14 protein-coding genes and 1 tRNA gene are annotated in these 20,413 nt (G+C 41.8%); 4 read left to right on the top strand and 11 right to left on the bottom strand.

Annotation, left to right across the window (positions count from 1 at the left end; translation table 11 throughout):
* Nucleotides 1-107 precede the first annotated feature (107 nt).
* Entirely contained in the window at nucleotides 108-353 is a 246-nt protein-coding gene (locus tag ACT3ID_RS15535) for a hypothetical protein (RefSeq protein ID WP_491542966.1), read from the bottom strand.
* Between the two features lie 313 nt (nucleotides 354-666).
* Between ACT3ID_RS15535 and ACT3ID_RS15530 the strand changes: the two genes are divergently transcribed.
* Both ACT3ID_RS15530 and ACT3ID_RS15525 read left to right on the top strand, forming a co-directional pair.
* Complete coding sequence (locus ACT3ID_RS15530) at nucleotides 667-1,104, top strand: ester cyclase (protein ID WP_491542965.1); 438 nt, start codon at nucleotides 667-669, stop codon at nucleotides 1,102-1,104.
* Between the two features lie 502 nt (nucleotides 1,105-1,606).
* Nucleotides 1,607-2,107: a response regulator gene (locus ACT3ID_RS15525; protein WP_491542964.1), complete on the top strand. Its 501-nt coding sequence runs from the start codon at nucleotides 1,607-1,609 to the stop codon at nucleotides 2,105-2,107.
* 257 nt (nucleotides 2,108-2,364) lie between these two features.
* Here the strand turns inward: ACT3ID_RS15525 and ACT3ID_RS15520 are convergent, their stop codons facing one another.
* From ACT3ID_RS15520 to ACT3ID_RS15475, 10 genes are all read right to left on the bottom strand, one after another.
* Nucleotides 2,365-3,504, bottom strand: a complete 1,140-nt coding sequence (locus ACT3ID_RS15520) for a sensor histidine kinase (RefSeq protein WP_491542963.1) — start codon at nucleotides 3,502-3,504, stop codon at nucleotides 2,365-2,367.
* Between the two features lie 223 nt (nucleotides 3,505-3,727).
* The gene (locus tag ACT3ID_RS15515; protein WP_491542962.1) at nucleotides 3,728-4,627 is read right to left on the bottom strand and encodes a carbohydrate kinase family protein; all 900 of its coding nucleotides are present in this window, start codon (nucleotides 4,625-4,627) and stop codon (nucleotides 3,728-3,730) included.
* A 42-nt stretch (nucleotides 4,628-4,669) separates the two neighbouring features.
* Nucleotides 4,670-6,034 carry a sugar porter family MFS transporter gene (locus ACT3ID_RS15510; protein ID WP_491542961.1) on the bottom strand — a complete coding sequence of 455 codons (1,365 nt, stop codon included), beginning with the start codon at nucleotides 6,032-6,034 and terminating at the stop codon, nucleotides 4,670-4,672.
* A 137-nt stretch (nucleotides 6,035-6,171) separates the two neighbouring features.
* Entirely contained in the window at nucleotides 6,172-7,740 is a 1,569-nt protein-coding gene (locus ACT3ID_RS15505; protein WP_491542960.1) for a glycoside hydrolase family 32 protein, read from the bottom strand.
* Between the two features lie 70 nt (nucleotides 7,741-7,810).
* Nucleotides 7,811-9,505, bottom strand: a complete 1,695-nt coding sequence (locus tag ACT3ID_RS15500; protein ID WP_491542959.1) for a glycoside hydrolase family 32 protein — start codon at nucleotides 9,503-9,505, stop codon at nucleotides 7,811-7,813.
* A gap of 83 nt (nucleotides 9,506-9,588) precedes the next feature.
* Complete coding sequence (locus ACT3ID_RS15495) at nucleotides 9,589-11,295, bottom strand: glycoside hydrolase family 32 protein (protein ID WP_491542958.1); 1,707 nt, start codon at nucleotides 11,293-11,295, stop codon at nucleotides 9,589-9,591.
* A 95-nt stretch (nucleotides 11,296-11,390) separates the two neighbouring features.
* Nucleotides 11,391-13,154, bottom strand: a complete 1,764-nt coding sequence (locus tag ACT3ID_RS15490) for a RagB/SusD family nutrient uptake outer membrane protein (RefSeq protein ID WP_491542957.1) — start codon at nucleotides 13,152-13,154, stop codon at nucleotides 11,391-11,393.
* Nucleotides 13,155-13,195: 41 nt separating this feature from the next.
* Nucleotides 13,196-16,369, bottom strand: a complete 3,174-nt coding sequence (locus tag ACT3ID_RS15485; protein ID WP_491542956.1) for a SusC/RagA family TonB-linked outer membrane protein — start codon at nucleotides 16,367-16,369, stop codon at nucleotides 13,196-13,198.
* 176 nt (nucleotides 16,370-16,545) lie between these two features.
* Nucleotides 16,546-17,562 (bottom strand): LacI family DNA-binding transcriptional regulator, encoded by a 1,017-nt coding sequence (locus ACT3ID_RS15480; RefSeq protein WP_491542955.1) that lies wholly within the window; start codon nucleotides 17,560-17,562, stop codon nucleotides 16,546-16,548.
* 264 nt (nucleotides 17,563-17,826) lie between these two features.
* Nucleotides 17,827-17,899, bottom strand: a tRNA-Ile gene (locus ACT3ID_RS15475).
* 182 nt (nucleotides 17,900-18,081) lie between these two features.
* Here ACT3ID_RS15475 and ACT3ID_RS15470 point away from each other — a divergent pair.
* Entirely contained in the window at nucleotides 18,082-19,446 is a 1,365-nt protein-coding gene (locus ACT3ID_RS15470) for a GntP family permease (protein ID WP_491542954.1), read from the top strand.
* A gap of 69 nt (nucleotides 19,447-19,515) precedes the next feature.
* Nucleotides 19,516-20,313: a hypothetical protein gene (locus tag ACT3ID_RS15465; protein WP_491542953.1), complete on the top strand. Its 798-nt coding sequence runs from the start codon at nucleotides 19,516-19,518 to the stop codon at nucleotides 20,311-20,313.
* The last annotated feature ends 100 nt before the right edge of the window (nucleotides 20,314-20,413 follow it).

The following is a 20,413-nucleotide window of genomic DNA, read 5'->3' as shown; positions in this document are numbered from 1 at the left end:
AATTTTGGGAGGTGATGTAGTCTTCTCTTTTAGCTCACCAAAATCTATGCATAATTTCTCATAATTTGCTTACAGATCCTGAAACAAGTTGAGGATGACACGGAACATTAATTTCTATTCTCATCCGACTGTGAATCTGCGCTGATGTTTTCCGTCTTTTGGCTTGATCCATCCCGAAGGATCGGGAACTGCAAGAGTTCGTTAATTAGTGTTTCGCTGCGAATGATCCGGCAGGAATCCTGGACAATGCTGATGGCTTCGTTGGTAGCATCGCGGACGATACTCTTGTAGTCGTTCTGTAGATAGCTGTTTTCGTTGCTCCAATCGACAAACTCGCTGGTGAAATCGTCCACCGCTACGCGACGGAAAGCAAAAGTCTTTTAAATCCATCCTTGGTTGATTAAGAATAATTAGAAAGGCCGCTTACACTTACACGGCCCCGCTTTCATTAATGCTTATACCAAAAATGGGAGATTTTAAGAAAGGCTATTCCCGCGCCAGGGATAAGCAAGAACATGTCCTTTAACTGCGTTTGTTTCCTCAAGGCGTGTAATAAAATCATATACACCTATCTCCAAGAATATGCTCTTGAATATTATAGATTTCGATCATAAATATTTGAATGCATTAGCATTACAATAGTATTACAAAAGAAGGGAGGTAGTTATGGAAGGGAAAAATAATGTGACAACTATTAAGCAAGCTCATAAGAATCACAATGAAGGCAATTTGGAGGCAGTTGCAGAAAATATTGCTGGCAATTTCACTTATCGGGATTATGGCAGAGGACAAACGGCCAACAGTCCAGACGAATTTATAGAGTATATGAAAGAGTGGAAATCCGCCTTTTCGGATGCACGCATTGCCGATCCAACTTATATTGAAGCCGAAGACAACAGAGTAATTACATTGCTTAAGGCGAAGGGGACAAACGACGGCCCGTTTGGTGATTCCCCTCCAACAGGTCAACAAGTGGACGTGCCCATGTGTGAAGTTGTACAATTCAACGAAGAGGGACAGCTAATAGCAGGTGAACTCTACTTTGACAGAATGACATTTCTGGAACAACTGGGTCATCTGGAGGAGATGACAAAAGAGCACTAGAGATTACATACTCAAACTTTGTTCAGATTTCTTGGACGTGGATAGATTCACATTATCATCGATGGTGTTATACAGATAATGTGGAAATCAATCTCTCTAAAATGCCGGTGATTGCCTAAAGGCCATATTCACGGACTGATCAGCGAGTTTAGAGGCCCAAATGTGGGGAATTTGGTTTATAATTTTAAGTACGTATAAACTACAGATGTTTTTGCCCCCTCTGCAATAAATAAGTTAATGACATTAAAAAATAGAGAGTAGTTATAACATCTGATATTAACGGCCTTTAGTCCGTAAAACATCAATAAGTTGTAAGGTTTCGTGTATTCAACGGTCTTACTTTAACCCCGCACTTTCTGGTGTGGGGCTTTTATTATTGTGCAAAAGCTACATCTCCCCTCCTGAACCACCGTTTTCTACCTTAAGCCACCCTCTGATTTTTATTTTGGAACAATCTCTTATAACGACAGTATGATTACTAAATGTAATAAATTTATTATCTATGCATAATAGAAAGTACTATAGGCTTTTCACTAAAAAATCTCTTTATGAAAAGGTTAAAGAGCCATTAGTAAAATTTATTCAAACTATTCCCTTCAGCTATAATCGACTGAAGCAGGATAATCAGAAACAGATTAAAGTCTTGCTGGTTGATGACAACTGCTTGTTTCGCGGGCTCATACGAAAGCTCATTGAGGCTCAGGATGATTTAGTAGTTGTAGGTGAAGCGTCTGATGGTGAGGAAGGTGTCAAGCTAGCACACCAAGTATATCCAGATGTTATTATCATGGATATAAACATGCCCCGCATGAATGGTATTGAAGCTACACGTACAATTTCAGATGATTTGCCGAAAATACGTATTATCGGTCTGTCATCGATTAGTAAGGATAGTATTATTGAAGATATGAAAAGTGCTGGAGCCACTTTTTATCTACAAAAGTCCAGGGTTCACGGATCGCTTGTTGAAACAATTCGCAAGAATGAAATGAACTTGTGTTGATTAACCTCATTATATGTAGTCCTTATACTTATGCCATTTTTGAACTTTCATTTTCTAAAAGAGGTGCAAGTAGATATAATCTAATCTTTTAGGATTGTACCCTAAACCAACAGAGATGAGCCCCATAGCTAATAACTGTGCGGCTTTTTATTGATATGGTTTAGTTAACCCTTTGGAAAAAGCCATTGACTACCTTTTTAAGGGATCAAAAATGCCAGAGAGAAAAAAATAAGTAATGACAAGTTCGCCATCCGAACTCATTCATTTCTCTCTTTCTGAAATTGCATGGCAAAAGTCGTTCCTTCGGTGGTTGAACTAAAGCCATAATCAGCATTTAACTGATTACTCAGCGTTTCGATAAGATTCAAACCAAGAGAGCCTTCCCTGCTGTTAAAATCTTCAGGTAATCCCACCCCATTATCACTGATTCCCAACGTAATCTCATCATTGAATTTTGTTAAAGTGATTTCTATTTCCCCTTTTTCCCTGCCCTTAAAAGCATGTTTAATAATATTCGTAACTACCTCATTGGCAATTAACGTACATGGCAAGGTTTGGCTCATATTTAAATTAATCTTATCACAACTACTTTCCAGCTCAATGTCCGTGTTAGGCTCCATTGTACTAATAAGATCAGTAGCTAACCTTTCAATATTTTCACCTAGAGCAACATTCTGGAAATCATCAGATTCGTACAACTGCTGGTGTATACCTGCTACTGCTTTCATCCGATTCGCCCCCTCTTGTAGGGTTTTTATCACCTCTGGATCATCTTCTTGTAACCATTGTAACTGCAGTAACCCTGCAACTACTGCCAGATTATTCTTTACCCGATGGTGAATCTCCCCTAACAGGGTACGTTTCTCTTCTAAAGAATTTTCAATTTGTTGCTTGGTTAGTTCTCGATCTGTAACATCTTGGCTAATGCCAATACTGGAAATAACTTCACCTTCATCATTATAAAAATGAGTAGCATTTACTTCGATATACTTAATCTGCCCATCCGGGAGTTGAATACGATATGTAATTTCAAAAGGCTTATTTTTTTTCGATGATTCAATATACTCCTGTTCAACTCTCTCCTGATCCTCGGGGTGTATCCGATTGAAGTAAGCTTGATAGGAAGCTTCGCTTTCTTCTGGATCATATCCTAAAATTCGGTACATTTCATCAGACCAAAATAGCTCTTCATTTTGCAGATCTACTTCCCAAACACCTATTTCTGCAAGAGATTCAGCCGATCTAATCAAAGATTGGATTTTGGTTACATCTTTTACCGATTGTTTTAATTTATCGGCTAATGAATTTTTCTTTTCATTGGAAAGATGTTTCTCGCTTTCTAATGATTGAATAGCCTGCTCTATATTTTTCTTGATACCTGCACCTATTGATCTCATCTTGCTTTCCTAAAGCCTTCATTAATTAACTTATATTAAAAAAAATTAATATTTAAACCAAAAGATTGGTTTGCAGCTCTTTGTAAGCTATTAATTTTTGCCACTATTTTGCAGGAATGCCATATCTACCAACTTTAGGTATCACTGGTGAAGGGGATTCATCAATATTTTGTATTCAATATTTACAAATAACTTCTTGCTGTATTCAAGCAAGTAATCCAACTCAACTTTCATAATCTTCTAGACCAATATTTAAAATTTCATCAACATTATATCCAGGCATTGCCCCATCTTTCTGGGCTATCAATGAACCCATAGCATTGGCATAAGCCAGCATCTCGTCTCCATCTTTATCCTGAATGATACCATTTATCAAAGAAGCTAGAAAAGCATCTCCCGCTCCTACTACATCCTTTACTTTAACAGGGAATCCTTTGTGCTCAAACCAACTGCCATTTTGAAAAAGTATTGATCCATTGGCTCCCTTTGTAATACATACTGTAGAACAATTAAACTCGGTAACTAAATCCTCAACCGCATTTTTGGGTCCATCCGAAAGTGAGTACCACTCTATCAGGTAATTTAATTCTTCTTCATTCATCTTTACTATATCCGCCATTTTTAGGGACTGATGTATTACCTTTTTATAAATGAACGGTTTCCGAAGATTCATATCAAAAATGAGCGTTACATCCTTTTGACAAAGCTTCTGTATTGTTGATCTGCTAACCTTGTTTCTTTGTGCCAAGGATCCAAAAACTATACCCCAACACTGCTGAGTCACTTGTTCAAGCTTTGATGAATAGGAAATGCTATCCCAAGCTACAGGTTCCAAAATATTATATGTAGGATTCCCGTTCTTTGTTAATTCTACCCCTACAAATCCGGTTTCATTTGCGGTATCCTCCTGTATTAATTCCGTAGAAATTTCCAGAGCTTTAATGCGACGTACTGCCTCTTTACCTAATCGATCATTGCCAACCTTACTTACAATAAGACTTTCTACATTTAATTGATTTAAATGGTAACAAACATTAAGGGGTGCTCCTCCTAAAAACAGACCAGAGGGTAGTGAATCCCAAAGCACCTCTCCAATACACAGTATACTCCTTTTATCAGACATAAAACGATCTAAAAAACTAGATTAATAACTTATTGCAGGAAATTATTTTGTTTGTGTGGCGGATATTTCAAACTCCGCATCCTCAGGAAGCAAAACGTCTTCTAACTCTTCAAGCGACTTATTTTTGGTCTCCGGCATCAATTTCCAAACAAACAGGAGCTGCAAGACCATCATGCCGGCAAAGAAAGCAAAAATAGTTCCGCCCGAAAATGCACTCAGCACCGTTGGAGTGATAAGGGTAATAAGGGCAGCGCAAATCCAATGCGTACCCGATCCGAGTGCCATTCCATAATCTCGCACCTTATTGGGAAAAATTTCAGAGATAAATACCCAGATGACGGCACCCTGTCCCACCGCGTGTGCTGCAATAAAGGCACAGACAAAAGCTACAACTATACCGCCTTCAGCACCGCTGAAAAATCCCCATGACACACCCGAGAGCGAGATGATATAACCAAAGGATCCGTAGTACATCAGCTGCTTGCGTCCCACTCGATCAATCAAATACATCCCCAGCATGGTAAACAGCAGATTCACTATTCCCAGCGGAATGGAAGCTCCTAGTACTTCTGTTGCGGCAATACCGGCCTGCTCAAAAATGCGCGGGGCATAATAGAGCACAAAATTGATCCCGGAAAGCTGATTAAAAAACGCAATCAAAAACGCCAGAATAATCAGAAAACTGTATTTTCTGGAAAAAAACTTAGCGTCCGTGGTCTTTTTGGTCGACTTCTTAATCTCCGCTAACAGTTGCTCAATATTTGCTTTGGGATTCAGCTGTTTTAATAATTTGCGAGCCGAATTATCATCCTTTTTCTTTAATGCCAACCAGCGAGGACTTTCGGGCACCCCCAGTACAAAGAAAGCGTAAATTGCAGCTGGTATAGCTTCCACGCCCAGCATCCAGCGCCAGGCATACTGATCAAAATAAAAACCGATAGCATAGTTGGAGAGATAGGCAATGAGAATTCCCAATACGATGTTAAACTGATAAGTTGCTACCAATCTACCGCGGTCTTTAGCAGGTGTAATTTCTGAAATATAGATCGGGGCTGCCACCGATGAAGCCCCTACACCCAATCCGCCGATAAAGCGAGAAAAGGAAAATATATACGGGTCGGGAGCCAGAGCAGAACCCAGTGCTGATAGCAGATACAATATTCCGATGGCGAAGAGTGTATTTTTGCGTCCGAACTTGTCGCAGGGAATGCCACCAAAAAGCGCCCCGATTACCGTGCCCCACAATGCCATCGACATAATAAAGGTGCCGTGGAATAGATCGCTGGTTTGCCAAATTTCCTGGATGGGGCGATCCGCCCCGGAAATGACGATGGTGTCAAATCCGAATAAGAATCCTGCCAGCGAAGCTACAATGGCAGACAGTAGTATTGATCTTGTTTTAATCATAGTAAATATTCATCAAAATGTTATTGCAATATCATCTAAAAAGGCGGTCAGTTTGTTCTAACATCTGTTATCACACAGATCCTGTAATACCCTCCTTCTTCAGGGCCTGTGATCAGGATATTATGAGAGTTAAAAAACTACCAGACCGATTTTAAATTACTGAACTTTAAATCTACAATATTTACAGAACCACCCTTGCTGAAAAGCTCGATTTGATCGGATGACTCAGACGGGAAAATCCGATTAGTAATGGAGCGCTCACCACTGTTGGCAAATACCTCAACCGAGGATTTATCCACCACAATTTCCAAAGTAATGTTATTCTCATTTAACTCAAGGGGAGCCGTCTGTACGGCAGCGGCAAAATCTTCGTGAAAAGAAACATTACCTGAATTCTGCCGATCCACAAACAACTCTTCATTAGTCGTATCATAGCCGACGACAGTTTGTTCATCGTCTCCTTTTCGAAGGTTGAATCCAAATCGCTCAGCGTTGTTCACTTCTATTTCGGCCTCAATTTTAAAGGTTGTACCCTGGAGATTTTCATCCGTAAATACATCGTCGGCAATGGTAATATTTTCAAACTGTTGTCCGTTTTCTGCTATCCCGCTTAACTCATTGACGGGCTTTTGCGTAAGTCTCGGTCCATTATCAGTAGTGATTAACCCCACTTCTCGGGGAATGGTCATGGCGCCTCTCCATGGATTTGTTGGAATTTCACCGGCATAATTCCAGTTGTTCATCCAGGCCAGCCAAATACGCCGACCGTCGGGACTGTTGGAATAGGATTGCACAGCGTAAAAGTCCTTACCGTAATCCACCCACAGGGTTTCGCCTTTGGTTTGTTCGCTCTCGGTGAATTCCGACCCGTCAAAATCACCCACGAAATACTGTCCACCCGAACCGCCGGCCACTGCACCGGGATTCATATCTACCTGCAGGACCCACTGTGATTCACCATTACTATCCTCCACGGGGAGTTTAAACAAATCAGGGCATTCCCAGATGCCGCCGGTGCCACCAGCAGGACCAAATTCACTTTCCAGCTCCCAATCAATCAAGTTACCGGAACTGTAAAACCGTACTTTATATTCTGTGGGAAGAGCCACCACCATGACCCACTTTTGGGTTTCATCGTGCCAGATCACCTTCGGATCACGGAAGTTTTCCATATCCTCATCAATCACAGGATTTCCTTCATACTTCGTCCAGCTACGCCCGTTATCGGTGCTATAAGCAATACGCTGATCCTGTTTTGGGTTTTCCTCGCTGTCATGATGTCCAGTATAAATAGCTACCATCGGGGGATTTTCTTCCGAGCCGAATCCCGAGGTATTTTGTTTATCCACAACTGCACTGCCGGAAAAAATCATAATATCATCCTCTTCAGGAAGGGCTACGTCCAGTTCTTCCCAGTGCATCAGATCGGTACTTACGGCATGTCCCCAGCTCATGTGTCCCCACTGATCACCAAACGGGTTGTGCTGGTAAAATAGATGATATTCCCCCTCATGATACACCAATCCATTGGGGTCATTAATCCAGTTTTGAGCAGGTGTGAAATGGAATTGGGGACGGTAAGGTTCATCGTATTTGGCCTGTTCATTAGGATCTAAATTACCACTGCCCTCTGTTTGGCAGGCATTGAATATAAATCCAGCAAATATGAGCATTATAGCATTGTATAAAACGAAAGACTTATTCATGATATAAAATTTTTGGGTTGTAACATATTAATCGTTCAGTGTTTAAAACAGAAACTTAATACGTCAATACTTACTCCCATATTGACGAAAGCTCATGAACCTCTAAGTTTTTTATCAACATTTTGGAATCACCCCGCCCTGAGCTGAATACCTCCACCTTTTGCTCTGTGTCAACAGAATTATGTTCCTCTACATAATATAACTCTCCATCGTTAACAAATACCTCGACTCCCATTCTGTCTACGATAATTTCCAGCTTGAGCGTTTTATCGATGGGATAAAAAGTATCATTGAGGGTACTTCGAAGTTGACTGTAGTTTAGTTCATAGCCATTTACATTCACTCCGAAACTGGTAGCATCACCCTTGTCCAATTCAGCAATTATATGCAACTGATCTCCCCGAATAGGTGATGAAACGGAGGTATCACTTAACACATGATTTTCAATTTCCCAGCTTTTTTTATGAAGCTTTTCAATTCCCTTCACCGGTGCAGGTGTCAGCAAGTAACCATCGGAATTCTTTTTGAGGGACAGTTCAGTAGGAAAAGTCATACTTTGGTTAAACGGCATATACGGAGTTTCAGTCTGGAACCAGCCTATCTGAATTCTCCTTCCATCTTCATCTGAAACATTACTATAGGTCTGAGAAGCATAGAAATCTCCACCGTAATCATACTGCCTTAATCCCTGCTCAATAGTAAATTCTTTCCCGTTAAAATCCCCAACTACATATTTACCATCAGCGTCATACATAATCCATTTGCTTTCATCTTTGCTACCTTCAACAGGTAGTTCAAACAGTTCCGGGCACTCAAAAAAATCAGTAACACCGGACTGATATTCCCACTTTTTTAAATCAGAGGATGTGTATATAGAATGCTGATATAATCTTACTTGCTCCCCGGAATCACCTAAATCACGCTTTTGTGATTCACTGTATACTATCATGACCCAATGGTTGCCCGGTTCATACCAGAAAACCTTAGGATCGCGTCCCTGATGTTCAACCACGGGATTTCCTTCATACTCTTCGAAAGTGCGACCATTGTCATAACTTAGCGCTAAATGTTCTCCCGAACCGGTTCGAGTGTAAGTGGCAATAAGAGGATCCACACCATCTCTTCGAAATCCCGATGTATTCTCCGGATCAACAACAGCCCCGCCAGAAAAAGCCATATTGTCGTGATTGGGTGAATATAGTGCATCGGGCAGTTCTTCCCAGTGCACCAGGTCCTTGCTTACTGCATGTCCCCAATGCATATTTCCCCAGTTCCAGCCATAAGGATTATGCTGATAAAAAAGGTGCCATTCACCTTCATACCATATCAGTCCATTGGGATCATTATTCCAGCCGCGTCGCGATGAAAAATGTACTTGCTGACGATAACGCTCACGATAAAGATTTTCGGACCCCGGGAATGTTGTATCGCTGTAGACCTTCTCTAAAGTTTTCTTACCCGAGGGGTCATCGAGCTCCAACGTCAAGGTTTCACCGGCATAGCCTTCGACGGGGAAAAAGGCCCACCAGTCTGCATCTCCGCTAGATATGCTGATTAAAAATTCATCAAGTACCTCTCCATTATGCCGAATTCGCATCATTTTCTGATCGTTATCGGACTCACTATTCCAGCCGACAACTGGGAAATTGAGGTATCGGTCGTTCTTTTCTATTGAAATTTCCTTTGTTAAAGGCTGCTGAGCCTCAGCAGTTAATCCCGCCGCCAACAATAATATACCTGCCAGAAAAATGATTCTAATTTTCATAATCAAAATGATTTAATGAAATCTTTTTAGCTATACTCATATTTAGTTATCAACAAAAAAGTCTTGATAATAAAGCTTTCCCTTTAACGCCAAACTGGTTTTTCATACCATTCATCGACCGATATCTCCCACGTGTTTTTCATCTGCCAGGCATCCAGGGAAATCAACTCACTTTCCTGTCCCTGAGAGCGTATGGAAACACCTACACTTTCCTTAAGATCTGGGTAAACACGTACAGCTGCATATTGTTTACCATTGGCAAAGATTTCGACCACACTTTTATCAATAAATATCCGCAGTTCAAGGTTTTCATCATCTTCAAGATAAAGCGGTGCATTTTCAGGTGGTCTTGACTGTACATCAGACCGTATAGAGGAGTTATTTGTATCGATTGATAGCATACTTTGCTGTTTACCTGAATCTCTCTCTTTAAACCCTGTATTATTATAAAAAGTGATTCTTGTATACTCCTTTCGGTCAGGGGATTTTAACACGTTCAATTCAATATGCTGAGCATCTTTTGGATTTATCTCGGCTTTCAGCTCCATGGCATTCCCTGTGATATCTTCCAATACAACTTCTTGATTTGCGGGCAAGGTCATCTGTTTTTCAGATTGATGATTGTAACGCAAGGATTTATAGTCTCCTGCAGGTTCAATCCCGAGCTCATCGGAGTCTCTCAATGTGAGACGCATTGGAGAAGACATTATCTGATTCCACCCTTCCGATGGGTTTACTTCTGGAGCGTTTATGTTAAAAATAGTGACCACACCGCCGTCACCATCTGGAGTTGCAGAAGGCGCATGAACGCCGCCGGGACGTACAGGGCCATGATTAAAATATCCATGAGAAGTAGGGACAAATTTATTTCGTTCCTTGTCATAATCCCCTAGCATGTATTGTCCACCGCTATAATGGCTAAAGAAAAGCATAATATAGCGATCGCCAATTGGCCAAAAGTATGGACATGCCAAATCATCCTCTACCATGGTAAATCGATCACCATCTACAAATTGGTGCACATATTCCCAGTTCTTTAAATCCGGTGACTGATACAACTCTGCAGTTGCAACTAATCTGTCAGTTTTTTTATCCCGATCTCTCCATCCAGATATAGAATAGTACATATCACCTTCTTTCCAGATAAATGGATCATAAACATGATGAGATCTAGCTTCACCGTTAACTAATGCCGAATCTCTTTCTTTCATGGGAATAACAGCTTCACCAGTAACCTTGTCCCAGTTTAAAAGTAAAGGATCATCTGAAGTTGCTACCATATTACCGACTTCTGTGCCATGGTAATGTGCTATCACCCGATTTTCCTCTACTAACGCAGATCCGGAATAGGATGCCCTTTCGGGATTAGGATATATCGCCAAAGGCAGATCACGCCAGTGAACCAGGTCTTTGCTAACCGCATGTCCCCAGTGCTGCCGTGGATCTTCGGGCGGATAGGCCTGGTAAAAAAGATGCCAGTTACCATTCCAAAAAGAAAATCCATTCGGATCATTAAGATTTCCTTCTGGATTCACAAAATGAAAAATTGGCCTATATGGATCATCCGATAATTTTTCCCGCGACTCTGCAAATCGTTGCATCAGCGGATTATCCTTTAACGCTTCCTCTTGTTCCTCTAGTGTAGTCGGAAAATCAAATTGAGGAATAGGTGAACTATAATCAGGATTACTCTCTGATTCTTGTCCATATATTACTCCATTTATCCCAATAATTAATCCAATTAAAATAAGGGATAGTAAATAGGCTCTTTTTTTAAAGATCAATTCCATAATATTTGAAGGTTTTGTTAATAGGTACCTCTGCTACAGCAGCCAGATTGGGCTACTATTTAATCACAGCGAATGCAGGAACTTTAAATTGCCTATCAATAACCTGGATTTTGCTCATACAACCCTTCACTTAATACGATCTCCTGTTGTGGAATAGGTAGGTACTCATTTTTATTGGCCTCGAAGTGCGCTTCACCGAGGTATGATCTTCTTTCTTGCTCCACTTCGAAATAATCATTAAGTACTTCTTCTGCCATTCCCCATCGGACCAAATCGAAAAAACGCCAGCTTTCCATAGCAAATTCTAGTCTTCGTTCCCATCGAAGAGCTTCCATAGCATTTTCCTGGGTCCAGTTGATATTCCCCCCATCCCGATACGGTTCAATAAAATAGTCGGCCGGTGCAGATCCATCAGAATATCTCACCATATCGGTACTTTCTGCTGCCCGCTCTCTAAGTTGATTAATCAGAGGTAATGCCTCGTTTTCACGATTTGTTTGTATAAGTGCTTCAGCCTTCATCAATAGTACATCCGAATACCGAATGATGTCGACATTCTTTGCACTACCCCAGAAAGGACCCCAAGATTGAGTTCCAGGCTGATCGGGATGCTGAACCTCCTTCATGGTCGAGTGGTGTCCATAGAGCTCCGGCTGTCGCGCCCACCCAGTGTCATAGAGCCAATCCGAATCATATTTAAATGGATGACCATTGATACCAACAGTATGGCTTAGACGAGGATCAAATGTCCGTTCTTTATATGCATCCGGATCTGTATCACTGACCATCTCATCGTTGAAAGAATCAAACAATGGCAAGCCAGAATTTTCGTCGGTCTTAAACGCATTCACCAAATTGTGGCTTGGAATATGAAACCAGCAGCAGCCATAGTCTGAGGCCATGTTATAATTCAAACCATGCTCATAATTCATCCTGCCGCCTTGTTCAGTGCCATCATCAAAAGAATGCTGAACGGCAAATACCGATTCCGGTCCATTATCATATTCTGTAATGAAGTTTTTTGCGTAATCATCGAAAAGATCATGTTTACCAGAATCGATAACATAATCAGCCTCATCTATGACCTGATTTAACCGATCTTGATTGATATTTACCACATTATGATTTTCATCCTGCTCATAAGCTTGATGCAATCGCGTCCGGGCTAAGTATGCAGCTGCTGATACTGCACTTGCCCTTCCAACTTCATCCTGGATATCAGGTAAATTGTCTTTTGCAAACTGAAACTCATCCGCAATTTTATCGAGTAACTCATCCCGAGTGAATTCTACGTTGGAGACTTCGGATGCCTCTTCAATTGTCATGTTCTGATCAATCCAAGGCACATTTTTAAACAGAAGAACCAATCGAAAATAAAAGTGGCCTCTTAGAAAACGCATTTCGGCCTCTCGTTGCTGCAGAGGATATGTTGCATCTTCAGGACCCTCTTCACGCACTTCGTCTATCTTTCGCAAAGCTAGATTTGCTCGCTCAATTCCGGCAAAAAGCGATTGCCAGGCTCGATGTTGGTATCCCTGGTCTTCTTGAATAAAGACGAATCGTTCATACCAATCCATCTCACCCTGATCACCCAAACTTCCCCCACCTTTATAGGCATCATCGGAACGTACACTTCCATAAAGCCAATTAGACTCATAGGAATATAGCCAGTCCGAATTACCAAGTGAGGCATAGGCAGCTGTTGTCAATCGCTCAACACCATCTGTACCTTCGATATCTTCTTCATTTACAACACCTTTCGGTTTATAATCCAAGAAGTTGTCACAGCTTGACAAAGCCAGCATTAGCAGCAAAGAGACTGTCACATAAATTGCTGATCTACTTTTTAGTATAGACATAATATTTTCCCTGTTTTTTAAATTTGATGGAAGCAGAACCATTAAAAAGCTAAATTTAATCCGAATGTAAATGTCCGGGGCAATGGATAAAATGAACCGGGATTTTCAGGATCGCCACCGGTAAAGTCGCTGGAAGAAATCGTAAAGAGTTCACCCCCCGAAACATGTACTCTTGCATTCTGTAATCTGAAAGATTCCTGAAGATCGGAAGGCAACGTGTATTCCAGCCGGAGGTTTCGGAGTTTTACGTATGACATATCTTCAATCATAAATGTAGACATTCTAGCCTCGTTATTGGCATTGTCCAAAGACAAAGCTGGAATGTCAGAGTCGGGATTTTCAGGTGTCCACGCATCAAGAGCATCGGTTAATAAATTCTCACCTGAGTGAGTTCCAACTCCGTAGAACAATCTGGGTTTAACAGGATTAAATCGTTCAACACCGTAAACTCCCTGGAGATAGAACGATAAACGAAACTGCCCATAACTGAAATTACCTTGTAGTCCGTATTCAAGGTCAGGAAGTTCATTACCCAGCCAATCCTGGTCGAGGTTGTTAATAGTACCATCATCGTTTAGATCCTTAAATCGTAACCGACCAACTCCTTTTCCGGGTTGATCAGCATGTTCTTGCACCTCTTGCTCATTTTGAAAAATCCCGTCGGCTACGTATCCAAAATTAGCGGTTATGGAATGACCAATAATGGTTTTTTCCACATTTCCGGGAAAATCTCGAACTACAGATTCCGGTACAAATGTTATTTCATCTTTAGATGAGGATAGTGATGTTGTAAAGCTATAACCCAGCTCTCCAACAACATCATCGTAGGTTAACGAAACTTCCCACCCACGGCTTTCCATAGTAGCCCCGTTTTCCCACCTATCCGAACCTTCTCCAAATACAGCCAAACGAGGTGGTAGAACCAAGATATCACGAGTTTCCCGGAGAAAATAATCAAATGTACCGGTCAACCGCTGGTCAAATAAGCCGAAATCCACACCAACGTTTAATTCATCCGTTTCTTCCCAGTTCAAATTAGGATTGGCTCGTTGAACTTGTTTAACTCCAGAAGGAAGCTCTCCCGTTTGTTGTCCGCCAAGAGCATAAGCCGTGCCGGTAGGTCTGCCAAATGCGCCACAGCATAAAAATTGGGCAGTACCATAGGCAGGTGTAAAGAAAGCGAAAGGAGCGTTATTATCGATACGCTGATTCCCCATCCGACCGACTCCAGCTCTCAACTTTAGTTCAGATATAAAATCAAGGCTCTCACTGTTCCTAAAGAAATTTTCGTTAGTAATTCTCCAACCCAAAGAAAAAGCAGGAAAAAAACCAAACTGGTTATCTTCTCCAAAGCGAGAAGAACCGTCATACCGCAATGTTGCAGTTGCTAAATACCTATTGGTATAATCATAATTTATCTTGGAAAAATAGGATAACAATCTAAAGCCTGTGGCAGTACCAGACACACTCATCGGACCGGATCCCGCATCAAATTGCCAGAAATTATCAGTTTCCAGCAAAAAATTCTGTCGTTCTGCTGAAAGGAATTCGGTGTCACTGCGATGTGCTTCTACGCCGGCCAGAATTTCCGTGCTATGTTCTCCAACATTAAATGAATAATTAAGAGTGTTGGACCATGTCCAATTTGAGGTTTTCCGACTATCTTCCACAAGCCTGTTGGGATCACGAGAAAGAAACCCAATGTTAAATTGTTCTAATGTTACAGTCTGGACATCCCCCTCATAATCGAGGGCAAAATTTGTACTGAATTCTAAATTATCCGTTATGCTTAAATCAGCATACAGACTTCCGTAAGCTGATTGCACCTCATTTTGATCATCTTGTTGAAATGTTGCTGTAGCCAAGGGATTTAACCGGTCTGACAAGCCACCTCCAATTGGACCGGCAAAGCTACCATCTTCGGCATAGACAGGTATTATGGGATGGAGTAAAGTAGCTGTACTTAGCGGATTTCCACCAAACACATAATCTGAAAAGGGGATCTGCTCGCTCTTTGCCAACTGCAGATTCTCTCCTATTGTCAACTTACCATCAAATAAATCTACTGAAGAATTCAAACGGAAGTTATATCGTTCATAATCGTTAAATTTAACGACCCCTTTTTGATAATTATGCCCTACAGCAGTCATCAGTCTGTAGTTTTCCCCACCACTTGACAATGAGAGGGTATTTTCCGTACTAAGTCCGTTTCGAGTAATAACATCAAACCAATCAGTATCGGCAGCTCGAATTCCACCCTGAGTATTTTGATCAAGCCAATCTACCGTTTCGATATTGTTTAGTACAGGTTGACCGTTCTGCATCCCCCAATCATAGTCATAATGAACCTGATCATTTGGATCTGCACCATCATTTACTGATGCGCGCCAGGCCGCCCTTCCCCGCTGTTCAGTATTCATTACATCTACCGTGGGATACTGACTTTCAAAGGTGGTTCGGGTGTTAAATTCTAGTCTTAACTCACCTGGTTGTCCCTTTTTAGTAGTAACAATAATCACCCCGTTTGAAGCTCTTGAGCCGTAAATAGAGGCGGCGGATGCATCCTTCAATACTTGTATAGACTCAATTTCATTGGAAGACAATAGATCAAAGCGTTGTCTTTCAACAGGCTGACCATCAATGATATATAGTGGTTCGTTATCCCCGAGTGTACCTATCCCACGAATAAGAACCTGCTGAGTACCACCTCCAGGAGTTCCATCCCTAGTAATATTTAAACCAGACACTCGACCCTGTAAAGCTTGCAATGGGTTATGGGTTGACATCTCCGCTACATCTTCCGGATCGACGCTGGATACAGAGCCGGTCAAGCCTTCTCTTCGTTCAACTCCATACCCCGTAACTACTACCTCTTCTCCAATAAGAGCTTGTGTAGCCAGTTCCACATTAATCTCCGTACGCCCCTCAATTGGAACCAGCTGAGTTTCATATCCTACAAAAGAAAACACAAGTGTATCGGTTTCAGAAGGAGCTGTGAGCTGATAGGCTCCTTCCGCGTCAGTTGAAGTACCCATAGTTGTCCCTTTTACTACAATATTGACTCCGGGTAGGGTTGAACCGGTTTCATCCGTTACAACTCCTTCTACCTCGTGTTGATTGGAACCTGTTTCTGCTTCGTCTTGGGCTAAACTGGTATTCCCCCAAGACAAAGCTACCATGATAACAAGACAAAACAGTAATTTTGATTTTAGCATATTATGTATCCCTTTTCCTAAAATTTAACCGACTTTTTTTGTAAACGGTTACAACTATATGTAATCGATTACATTTTAAAGCAAGGGATAATATCTCTCATAGTCAAATATTTTTTATAAAAGAGTTTTTTTTGTAATGGTTTACATAGCAGAAAAAACATTTGGGCAGTAATATTTCATGTCTTACATGACTCTCTAATAACAAGTTCCGGATTTAATACAATGTCTACTGAATTTCGCAAGGGATCAGCAAGACGTTTCAATAATAGTTCAGCAGCAGACACGCCAAGTTCATGCCCAGGCTGACGTACAGCGGTTAAGGGAGGATTTAATGCTTTTGACCAAGGCATATCATCAAAACCAATTAGTGCTATTTCTTCAGGAATATTGATTCCTTGTGTGTTAAGTTCTTCCAGACATCCAAGTGTCATTAAATTATTAGCAGAAAAAATAGCAGTTGGTCGATCTTCTAATTCAATGATTTTTCTAGTACATTCTACACCTCCTTCCTCTCTTGAACCTCCGTAAAAAATTAATTCATCTATAAGAGGCAGATCATATGCTTTCAAGGCTTCTTTATACCCCTCAAACCTTTCCTTAGTTGTAGATAATTTTTTAAGTCCGTTTATAGCAGCAATTCTACGATGCCCGAGCTTTATAAGACGCTCTACTGCAAGATAAGCCCCTCTTCTATTATTTACCGTTACACTGTCCACATTTTTAATATTAATCTGGCGATCTACACAAACTACAGGAAAATTATCCTTAACTATTTTTGAAATCAGATCTGTATTATAAGGAGTAGGAACAATGATAAATCCAGCCACCTGTTCAGCAATCAAGGTCTCTAAATAAAACTTCTCTTTATTCTGATCTTCATTGGAGTTGCAAACCATTACAGCGTTTTGATTTTCAAATGCTACTTCTTCAACTCCTCGTGCAATTTCTGAAAAAAATGGATTCTCTAAATCAGTAACAATAAGTCCAATTACCATGGAGTGTTTGCGTTTCCCCCGTAATCGCTGTGCTACTCGGCTGGGCCTATAATTCAATTTTTTAGCAGCCTGCAAAACTTTTTTAGAAGTATCTTCATTTACTTTGGCCGATCGATTAAAAACTCTTGAAACTGTGGCCGTTGAGACATTTGCCACCCTGGCTACATCGTCAACCGTCGGATTGTCGTTCTTACTCATAAAAATTCCTTTTTTAGCATAATCTTATTTTAATATCAACTAACTATACAGTTTTTTTCTTATTTAGTAAAAACCTCTATTGCTATCATTTATGAATTTTTAAATCGAGTACGAATCAATTGAAAATCATAACCGTTCTGGAAGAAGCAGTAAGAGAACTGTCCCCTCTTTGAATATAAATGACAGACTCTTTCGGCTCAGAGCATCCAGCATTTAAACAGCTTGGAGGGCATTTTTGGAGGTCGGGAGGAGGGAAAAGAAAAGTGGGCCCGGCAGGATTCGAACCTGCGACCAATCGATTATGAGTCGACTGCTCTAACCACTGAGCTACGGGCCCAATAAAAATGCTACTTTCAAAGAGCGCTAAAGTTAAGAGTTTGTCATTCACAATACAAGGTATTACTGCTTTTTATATACCATACTAATTCATCGTAAAGCTAATTCTGCAGCTTCCCCTTTCATTTCCGTAAAGTATTAGTATAATAGGCTATTCAATATTGAATAAATCCGGAGTCACTTGTGCATGGCTATCTACTAATCGGACTACTGATTGCAGCTATTCTTTTTATTATTTACAGCACGGCAAAGGTAAAACTGCACCCGTTCCTGGCACTGCTTCTGGCTTGTTTCGGAGTAGGATTACTATCCGGACTACCGCCAGCCGAAACTATTACGGCCATTACCAATGGCTTTGGCGATACGCTCGGATCGATCGGCATTGTCATCGCTGCCGGCACCATCATCGGATCCCTGCTGGAAAAAAGCGGCGGCACGCTAGTCATAGCAAATAAGGTTATCAGCTGGCTCGGTCAGGCGCGATCTGCGCTGGCGATGAGCATTACAGGCGCCATTGTGTCCATCCCGGTGTATTGCGATTCTGGATTTGTCATCCTCTCCTCGTTGAATAAGTCGCTAGCATCCAAAACAAACAAATCGCTGGCCCTGTATGCTGTTGCTCTGAGTATGGGATTATATGCCACACATGTTTTTGTACCGCCTACACCGGGACCTATTGCCGCGGCAGGCACGCTCAACGCTGATATCGGCAGCGTAATCCTGCTGGGTATCACCGTAACAGTCCCCGTCATCATCGTCACCTATATTTTTGCCACGATCATGGGCAAACGCATCTATATCGATCCGAACGCCGTATCCATTGGCGGAAAAAACACAGATAATGAACGGTCTACTTACGAAATGACCGACAAGGACCTGCCGGGTACGACAACTGCCCTGCTCCCGATTTTGCTTCCTATGCTGCTTATCGCACTCGGCTCTGTCGCCTCATTACCCACCGAACCTTTTGGCGATGGTGCAACGGCCGCTGCCATACTTTTTCTTGGGGATCCGAATACCGCCCTGATCATCGGCGTGCTTCTGGCTTTTCGTACCGTCTCCGAACGTGGACCTGAGGTGTATGGCGACTGGGTGGGACAGGGGTTAAAAAGCGCCGGCGTCATCATTTTGATTACAGGGGCCGGCGGTGCCTTTGGCAACGTGCTGCGGGCAACCGAGATCGGCAGCTTTCTCGGCGAAAGCCTGGCCGCATGGAATCTGGGGATCCTGTTGCCCTTTATCATCGCAGCCGCATTGAAAACGGCCCAGGGGTCATCGACCGTGGCCATTATTACAACGGCATCTATTATTGTCCCCATGCTTTCCGGAATTGGTCTGGGGGATGGACTGGGTCCCGCCCTGGCGACACTGGCTATTGGTGCGGGGGCAATGACTGTTTCTCATGCCAATGACAGCTATTTCTGGGTGGTCAGCCAGTTTTCGGGAATGGATGTGAGTCAGGCTTACCGCCTCCAGACACTGGGATCAGCCGTGGCCGGCATATCGGGTATGATAATGGTCTTCTTGCTAAGCATGTTTTTGATATGATAAATGCGTAATACATGATGCATGACTCGTAATATTCACTGACAATAATAATTAAGGAACAACAAAATTATGAAATGGGATATTCTGCTTGTGATCTTATTTTTTATCCTTCTTCCCGTTTTCATCGCAAAGGCACAGCCAACGATGCAAACCATTAATAATTTCCCGGCTGAGGAAGCCTTTCAGGCGGTGGCCGTGGATTCTGATCACTTTTATGCTATTGCATCACGGACTATTGGCAAATACGATAAAGAAACAGGCAAAAAGGTTGATGAGTGGAAAGAAGAATCCGACGGTCCCATCCTCCATCTCGACAGTGGTGTTGTTGTGGATGGAAAACTCTATGCAGCGCACTCCAACTATCCGAATATACCAATGACCAGCTCTGTGGAAATATGGAATACCGAATCGCTCGAGCATATCGGCTCCCACAGTTTTGGCATCGATCGGGGGTCCCTCACATGGGTTGATCGTCACGATGGCTACTGGTGGGGCGTATTTGCTCACTATGATGAATTTGAAGATGAAATTGGCAAAGATAACAGCTGGACTACCCTCGTCAAATTTGATGATCAGTGGAATGTTGTAGAATCGTGGGTATATCCTCAACAATTACTGGAGCGTTTCGACGGCAAAAGCAATTCCGGCGGTTCGTGGGGACCCGATGGTCAGCTTTATATCTCCGGACATGACCGCCCTGAATTATATGTGGTAAAAATTCCTGATTCGGGATCGGTCCTGGAACTTGATCAAATAGTACCCATAGAAAATGAAGGACAAGGCATTGCCTGGGATCGTTCGAAGGACGACATCATCTATACCATCAAGCGGAGTACGCGTGAAGTTGTGGTTTCGAATAAACAGTGATAAGTATGAATGGGTGATTTGGTAGAGTTTAAACAGGCGATGAAAATTAGAAATAGTGATACCTGCTTTCTTTAATTATCCGTAATTTATATATGGATAG

It is taken from the genome of Fodinibius sp. GM108, assembly GCF_058386985.1.
Note: the sequence above shows the minus strand (reverse complement) of the source record. Positions and strands in the feature narration are given on the sequence as shown.